We start from the raw sequence: 6,430 nt of genomic DNA, 5'->3' as shown, positions 1-6,430 counted from the left end.
TTAAAGGATTATTCATAAAATTAAAGTATTTTTGATCTGAAAATTCTATGCTTTGTAGTGAAGTTAACCACTTAATTATTTAAGAAAATTTATGCAGGGTAATTCTTCTTTCGGTATTTCCCGTACTGTTATTTGGCTGATGTCTATTATCTCAGGACTCGTGGTAGCCAATAATTATTATAATCAGCCTCTATTGGCTCTTATCGCTGAAGATCTTCATGTAGCAGAAAGTGCAGCCAGTAAAATATCGGTTCTTACCCAGATCGGATATGCTTTGGGATTATTATTACTTGTTCCATTGGGAGACAAGCTGTATCGGAAAAAACTGATCCTTGTCGATCTACTTTTGGTTATTGCTTCTTTATTATGGATGACTTTTGCAGGGCAGCTATGGATGTTGTATGTTTCCAGTTTACTGATCGGGGCTACTTCGGTAATTCCGCAATTATTTGTACCGATCGCTGCCGAATTGTCTTCTGATGAAGAACGTTCTTCCAATATAGGTCTCGTGATGTCAGGGTTATTACTAGGAATTCTTTTATCCCGTTTTATAGGAGGAATTGTGGGAGAAATCTGGGGATGGAGAGCCATGTTTGGAATTGCGGCAGGAATGATGGTTCTGGTTTGGTTAGCTGTTTACAAAATGCTTCCCGAACTTCAGCCAAATTTTAAAGGTTCCTATAAAGAATTAATGCGTTCGGTTTTTAACTTGGCCAGAACACAACCTATCTTACAGCTGGCTTCTTTCAGGGGTGCTATGGCTTTCGGTTCGATGTGTGCATTATTTACCACATTGGTTTTCCATATGGAAAAGCCTCCTTTCAATGCCGGAGCATCTGTAGTGGGAAGTTTTGGATTAGCAGGTGCTGTGGGTGCATTAGCTGCTGCTAAAGTCGGAAAACTGCAAAAATATACGGATATCAACCGCATTATCTTTTATTCACTGTGTATTGTACTGGGAAGCTGGGGATTTACTTACTTTGCAGGAGAAACATATTGGGGGCTTATTGCAGGAGTTATCCTTGTTGACCTGGGCGTACAGTCGAGCCATATTATGAATCAGACCAATTATTTTTTAATCCGGTCTAATGCAGTGAACAGGCTTAATACCGTTTATATGGTTTCTTATTTTATCGGAGGATCACTGGGAACGTGGCTGGCTTCCATCGCATGGAATATTGCACAATGGGATGGAGTATGTCTGGTAGGAGCTACATTCGGGTTATTAGCACTAGTAGCTCATTTATTATTCAGTAAAAAAGTAAGCAGTACATCTTAGTAAGTACTCTTAAATATATTAACTTATTAAAAACAGAAAAATGAAAATAGAAATCTGGTCGGACGTAATGTGTCCGTTTTGTTATATAGGAAAACATAATTTTGAATCAGCTCTCGAGAAATTACCATTCAAGGATAAAGTAGAAGTGGAATGGAAAAGCTTTCAGCTGGATCCTACCTTAGATCCCTCTCAATCAGAAAGTATGTCTGATTATTTAAAAAATAAAAAAGGATTACCAGAAGGTCAGACCCTACAGCTTATGAATCAGGTAGTTCAGATGGGAAAATCATCAGGAATAGATTTTCGTCCGGAAACAGCCATAATCACCAATACTTTTAACGCTCATAAGTTATTACAGCTTTCCAAAAAATACCATAAAGGAACTGAAATGGAAGAAGCTCTGTTCAAAGCCCATTTTACAGATGGTAAAAATGTAGCAGATACGGATTTCCTCCTTTCCCTTGCAGAGCAATTGGGACTCGATAAAGTGGAAGCAAAACAGGTTTTAAATTCGGATCAGTATGACTATAATGTCAATCAGGATATTATGGAAGCCAGAAATAATGGGATCAACAGTGTTCCTTTTTTCGTTCTGAATGGTAAATATGCTGTTTCAGGAGCTCAGCCTATTGAAGTTTTCGAAAATGCACTGAACCAGACTTATCAGGAATCCGCTTCACCTTTCAAAGATCTTTCGGGAGACAATGGAAATACATGTGATACAGACGGATGCAATATTTTATTATAGTCGAGAAGAATCATGATAAGAATAAACGACGAACAGTCTTTTCCCATAGCTGATACTCTTTTTGTATTTGCTCTAGAATCTGAGGCGGGAAAATCTTTTGATCATACCAACAAGCTTATTACCGGAATCGGAAAGGTGAATGCAGCCATAGAACTGGCAAAGAAAGTTCATCATCAAAGACCCAAACTTATTGTCAATCTCGGTTCTGCTGGAAGTAAAAGTTTTAAAAAAGGAGAGGTGATCTGTTGTACTCAATTTATACAAAGAGATATGGACGTACGCGGACTTGGATTTAAATTATATGAAACCCCATTATCCGGTGTTCCTCCGGTATTGGAATATGGTTTAAAAATGGATCATCTTCCGGAAGGAATATGTGGAAGCGGAGACAGCTTTGAAATGAACCATGAAGAAAAAGATTATAATATTGTAGATATGGAAGCTTATCCGCTTGCTTTGATCGCCATGAAGGAGAATATACCGTTTTTAAGCCTTAAATATATATCTGATGATGCCGGAAGTGAGGCTGCAGAGGACTGGGCTGTTCAGGTGCATCTAGCTTCAGAAGCATTTAAGAAAATATTATTTCCCTGACAAGATGATATTTTCATCATATCTTTTTAGTCATTTTCAATCTGATAACTTTTGAGAAAGCCGCTCAGCATACATACAAAGCCATTTATGTTTGTCATATGAGAAGTAGTAGTGAGATAATATTATTTAACTTAGAGACAAAAATCAGTAATTTTGGTATATTAATTCTGTAATCTGTATAATCTGATCTTCCTTTATTATACTTAATTTTGTATAACAAACAAATAATAAAAAAACATCAAAATGAAAAATGTTACTTTAAACAACGGTGTAGAAATGCCCATATTGGGATTAGGAGTCTATCAGATACCTGATTATGACGAGGCAAAAAAAACAGTACTTGATGCTTTAGAAGTAGGATACAGAGCAGTAGATACAGCTGCAGTATATCAAAATGAGAAAGCGGTAGGGGATGCTATCCGTGAAAGTGGAATAGATCGAAAAGAACTTTTCATTACTACCAAACTTTGGATTGCCGACATGGGATATGAAAAAGCAAGAAAAGCTTTTGAAATATCTTTAGAAAAACTACAACTGGATTATTTAGATCTATACCTTATCCATCAGCCTTATGGGGATATACATGGATCGTGGAAAGCTTTAGAAGAGTTATATAAAGAGAAAAAAACCAGAGCAATTGGATTGAGTAATTTTCATGCTGATAGAGTAATGGACGTTATTGTGAATAATACTGTTATACCTGCTATCAATCAAATTGAAACAAATCCTTTTTATCAGCGCCCGGAAGATCTTCAGTTTTCTTCCGAAAATGGAATTCAGATGGAATCCTGGGCTTCCTTTGCTCAGGGAAAAAATAATTTATTCAGCAATGAACTTCTTTCTGAGATTGGAAAAAAGCATAATAAATCCGTGAGTCAGGTAGTGCTTCGATGGCTTATCCAAAGGGGAATTGTAGTCATTCCAAAATCAGTAAAAAAAGAACGGCAGGCAGAAAATATCAATGTATTTGATTTTGAACTATCTAATGATGACATGGACCGAATCAAGACACTAGATACCAAAAAAAGTGTATTTTTTGATTATCATGATCCTGCGACCATCAAATGGTTTTCTGAAATGATCAAATAAGCCCATACAAAAAGCAGTGAATGATTCACTGCTTTTTTAATTTATGATAAGCTTATTCTATTTCGATAATCCACCGGAGACATTCCAACTTTCTGTTTGAACAGACGGGTAAAATGTTGAGGATATTTAAATCCTAAGCTATAAGCTATTTCACTGATCGATCTGTCTGCATCGAATATTTTTTCTTTTGCAACATTGATCACTTTGGTCTGTATATACTCCTGAGGTGAAATTCCCATTTCCTTTTTAATCAGATCTCCGAAATAATTGGCTGACAAATTCAACTCTTTAGCACACCAACCTACAGAAGGCAATCCGATATTTTGTGTTTTTTCAGACAGAAAGTAATTATTCAGCAAGCTTTCAAAACGTTCCAGAATACCTTTATTCTCATTATCTCTTGTAATAAACTGACGATCATAAAAGCGGATGCAATAGTTTAAAAACAATTCTAAATTAGAAGCAATAAGTGTTTTGCTGTGTTTATCGATATTCTGTTCCAGTTCATCCTGAATTTTTCTAAAACAATCCAATACCACCTGTCTTTCCTTTTCGGAGAGATGGAGTGCCTCATGGGAAGCATAGGAAAAGAATGAATAATCCTGCATATGTTTTCCCAACAGAGTTCCTTTTACCAAATCAGGGTGAAATAACAATGCCCAGCCTTTAGGTTCCAAAGCAGTAGTCTGAGGTGGTACTCCTACAATCTGTCCCGGAGCCAAAAAAACCAAAGTTCCTTCCTGATAATCATAATTATTCCTTCCATATTTCAGTTCTCCACATTTCAGTTCTTTAAGGAAAATAGCATACACACCGAAATTGAAAGTCTGTGCAGGCATTGGCTGGGTTTTAGACATGTCTATAACACTGATCAAAGGGTTCAGGGTTTCTATACCTCTCATCTTATTATAGAAATCCACTGTATCAATTTTCACAATTTTTTCCATTGGGTGTTATTTATATAATACAAATGTAAGGCATTCCAAATCACTAATAATCATCTCTGAAAGTCAAACAGTAATATTGGTAAGAAATACAGTAATCCATATAAAAACAACTTTATCTATCCTTCCGAAATTTGTCACATAAAAATCAAAAGAAAATATGAAAACAAGAAACTTAGGAAACAGCGGATTAAAAGTTTCCGAATTAGGATTAGGATGTATGGGGCTTACTTTCGGATATGGCCCTGCTGCGAATGAAAACGATGCTATTGAATTAATCACAAAAGCATATGATTCCGGAGTTACTTTTTTTGATACTGCAGAAGCTTACAGCCAGGGAGGCAACGAGAAATTATTAGGAAAAGCAGTCAAACCGTTCAGGGATAAAATCATTATTGCCACTAAATTTGGCTTTAAAAACGGAGATTCCTCAAAAGGTGTAGATAGCCGTCCTGAAAGAATCAGAGAAGTGGCTGAAGCATCATTACAATACCTTCAGACTGATTATATCGATTTATTTTATCAGCATAGAGTAGATCCGAATGTTCCTATCGAAGAGGTAGCCGGAACCATTCAGGAGCTGATCAAAGAAGGTAAGATCAGACACTGGGGACTTTCTGAAGCCGGTGTGGAAACGATCAGAAAAGCCCATGCTGTACAGCCTGTAGCAGCCCTACAAAGTGAATATTCATTATGGTGGCGTGAGCCTGAAAAGGAAATCCTGCCTGCTTTAGAAGAGTTAGGAATAGGATTCGTTCCTTTCAGCCCACTTGGAAAAGGCTTTTTAACAGGAGCCATCAATTCGGACACTCAATTTGACAAAACGGATTTCAGAAACATTGTTCCCCGTTTTTCGGAAGAAAACAGAAAAGCAAATCAGCAATTGGTCAATTTATTACAGACGATTGCTGCAGAAAAAGAAGCAACACCCGCACAAATAGCTTTAGCATGGTTACTAGCACAGAAACCATGGATAGCACCTATTCCGGGAACAACCAAAATCCATCGTCTACAGGAAAATATTGGGGCTGCATCACTGAAACTTACTTCTGAAGATCTACAGAAGATAGAAGCCGCAGCTTCCCGGATGACCATATCAGGAGCAAGATATCCTGAAAATCTGATGAATATGGTCGGAAAATAATACTGTCATTATTATAAGAATGAAGGAGAAAAATCAATAAACAAAAATGAAAAAAGTAGTTATTATAGGAGCAACAGGCAGTTTAGCCGAATATGTAATACAGGATCTCAAAGGTATTGAGAATATAAAAATGACCTTATTTGTACGAAACAGAAATAAGCTTTCAAAATTCCTTTCCGATCATTGTATTGTAATAGAAGGAAATGCCCTTAATTATGAAGATGTTAAAAAAGCTGTTCACGGACAGGATATTGTTTATATCAACCTTGAAGGTGATCTGGAAAACATGTCTCAGAATATTGTAAAAGCCATGCAGGAAGAGGGTGTAAAAAGAGTAATTGCGATCAGTTCTATAGGAATTTATGAAACACCTCTGAAATCTATTTTGCAGCCCTATAGAAAGCTGGCTGATATCATTGAGAATTCAGGATTGGAGTATACAGTATTAAGACCAGACTGGTTCACCAACACTAATGAAATCAATTATTCTCTAACCAGAAAGGGAGAACCGGAAACGGGCTCCGCTATTTCCAGAAGAAGTATTGCAGACTTTGTAACCAGATTAATCAATGATCCTCATTTATATGTCAATGAAAATCTGGGAATAAGCAAACCTTAATATCAAACCAAAA

At 36.6% G+C, this 6,430-nt stretch carries 7 protein-coding genes; 6 read left to right on the top strand and 1 reads right to left on the bottom strand.

Going from position 1 to position 6,430, the window contains the following annotated elements; genetic code table 11:
- Positions 1-91: 91 nt before the first annotated feature.
- The 4 genes from Q0A18_RS15265 to Q0A18_RS15250 all read left to right on the top strand — a co-directional run bounded on the left by Q0A18_RS15265 (position 92) and on the right by Q0A18_RS15250 (position 3,710).
- Positions 92-1,279 (top strand): MFS transporter, encoded by a 1,188-nt coding sequence (locus Q0A18_RS15265; protein WP_292011021.1) that lies wholly within the window; start codon positions 92-94, stop codon positions 1,277-1,279.
- Positions 1,280-1,319: 40 nt separating this feature from the next.
- Entirely contained in the window at positions 1,320-2,027 is a 708-nt protein-coding gene (locus tag Q0A18_RS15260; RefSeq protein ID WP_292011020.1) for a DsbA family oxidoreductase, read from the top strand.
- A 12-nt stretch (positions 2,028-2,039) separates the two neighbouring features.
- Positions 2,040-2,621 carry a nucleosidase gene (locus Q0A18_RS15255; RefSeq protein ID WP_292011019.1) on the top strand — a complete coding sequence of 194 codons (582 nt, stop codon included), beginning with the start codon at positions 2,040-2,042 and terminating at the stop codon, positions 2,619-2,621.
- 243 nt (positions 2,622-2,864) lie between these two features.
- Positions 2,865-3,710 carry an aldo/keto reductase gene (locus tag Q0A18_RS15250; RefSeq protein WP_292011018.1) on the top strand — a complete coding sequence of 282 codons (846 nt, stop codon included), beginning with the start codon at positions 2,865-2,867 and terminating at the stop codon, positions 3,708-3,710.
- Positions 3,711-3,751: 41 nt separating this feature from the next.
- On the opposite strand, the gene Q0A18_RS15245 is transcribed toward Q0A18_RS15250, so the two are convergent.
- Positions 3,752-4,657, bottom strand: a complete 906-nt coding sequence (locus Q0A18_RS15245) for a helix-turn-helix domain-containing protein (protein ID WP_292011017.1) — start codon at positions 4,655-4,657, stop codon at positions 3,752-3,754.
- A 157-nt stretch (positions 4,658-4,814) separates the two neighbouring features.
- Between Q0A18_RS15245 and Q0A18_RS15240 the strand changes: the two genes are divergently transcribed.
- Together Q0A18_RS15240 and Q0A18_RS15235 are read left to right on the top strand one after the other, a co-directional pair.
- Positions 4,815-5,798 (top strand): aldo/keto reductase, encoded by a 984-nt coding sequence (locus tag Q0A18_RS15240; RefSeq protein ID WP_292011016.1) that lies wholly within the window; start codon positions 4,815-4,817, stop codon positions 5,796-5,798.
- A gap of 46 nt (positions 5,799-5,844) precedes the next feature.
- Positions 5,845-6,417 carry an NAD(P)H-binding protein gene (locus tag Q0A18_RS15235; protein WP_292011015.1) on the top strand — a complete coding sequence of 191 codons (573 nt, stop codon included), beginning with the start codon at positions 5,845-5,847 and terminating at the stop codon, positions 6,415-6,417.
- Positions 6,418-6,430: the final 13 nt, after the last annotated feature.

The sequence above is a fragment of the Chryseobacterium sp. genome, from assembly GCF_022712095.1.
Taxonomy (GTDB): Bacteria; Bacteroidota; Bacteroidia; order Flavobacteriales; family Weeksellaceae; genus Chryseobacterium.
Note: the sequence above shows the minus strand (reverse complement) of the source record. Positions and strands in the feature narration are given on the sequence as shown.

Coding starts and splice junctions, on each gene's coding strand:
- Q0A18_RS15265 (WP_292011021.1), top strand. CDS start 92: ATGCAGGGTAATTCTTCTTTCGGTATTTCCCGTACTGTTATTTGGCTG.
- Q0A18_RS15260 (WP_292011020.1), top strand. CDS start 1,320: ATGAAAATAGAAATCTGGTCGGACGTAATGTGTCCGTTTTGTTATATA.
- Q0A18_RS15255 (WP_292011019.1), top strand. CDS start 2,040: ATGATAAGAATAAACGACGAACAGTCTTTTCCCATAGCTGATACTCTT.
- Q0A18_RS15250 (WP_292011018.1), top strand. CDS start 2,865: ATGAAAAATGTTACTTTAAACAACGGTGTAGAAATGCCCATATTGGGA.
- Q0A18_RS15245 (WP_292011017.1), bottom strand. CDS start 4,657: ATGGAAAAAATTGTGAAAATTGATACAGTGGATTTCTATAATAAGATG.
- Q0A18_RS15240 (WP_292011016.1), top strand. CDS start 4,815: ATGAAAACAAGAAACTTAGGAAACAGCGGATTAAAAGTTTCCGAATTA.
- Q0A18_RS15235 (WP_292011015.1), top strand. CDS start 5,845: ATGAAAAAAGTAGTTATTATAGGAGCAACAGGCAGTTTAGCCGAATAT.